Raw genomic sequence first — 541 nt, 5'->3', positions numbered from 1 at the left:
CAGCGATGGCGTGATATAGGCGGCCGACTGAATATCGTCGAAGCCCACCACGGAGACATCACTCCCCACTTTAACGCCAGCCTTTTGCAACGCGCGCAAGGCGCCAATGGCAATTAAGTCCGAGGCGGCGAAAATGGCGTCGAAAGGTATGTTATCAGCTTGTAAACGCTGCACGGCCTCAAACCCAAACGTCTCAATAGTTTCCGCCGCGATTAACAGCTCTGGTGCGTGAACAATATTAGCCTCTGTTAAGGCGCGGCAAAAGCCTCGGTAGCGGGCGCTAAATTCTGGGCTGTTCGCTGACACATCGCCAAAAAAAGCGATGCGCTTGCGCCCCAAGCCCACCAAGTGCTGGCCGGCTAAATAGCCACCCTCTTCATTGTTACACCCGATTGAGCAACCGGGTTGATCATTGTGCACTGCGCCCCAGCAAATAAAATGCGCGCCGTCTTCTTGCAAGCTTTTTAATCGCTCGACATAACTATCGTATACACCGTAACCCAACAGAATTAATCCATCGGCGCGGTGAGAGTCTTCGAAA

1 protein-coding gene is annotated in these 541 nt (G+C 52.9%); it reads right to left on the bottom strand.

The window, feature by feature from the left end; all coding sequences use genetic code 11:
• Positions 1-541: substrate-binding domain-containing protein (locus tag ACFQEU_RS17855; protein WP_379784339.1), on the bottom strand; the 541-nt coding region annotated here is incomplete at both ends.

The sequence above is a fragment of the Halorubrum tibetense genome (assembly GCF_042661865.1).
GTDB classification, from domain to species: Archaea; Halobacteriota; Halobacteria; order Halobacteriales; family Haloferacaceae; genus Halorubrum; species Halorubrum tibetense.
Note: the sequence above shows the minus strand (reverse complement) of the source record. Positions and strands in the feature narration are given on the sequence as shown.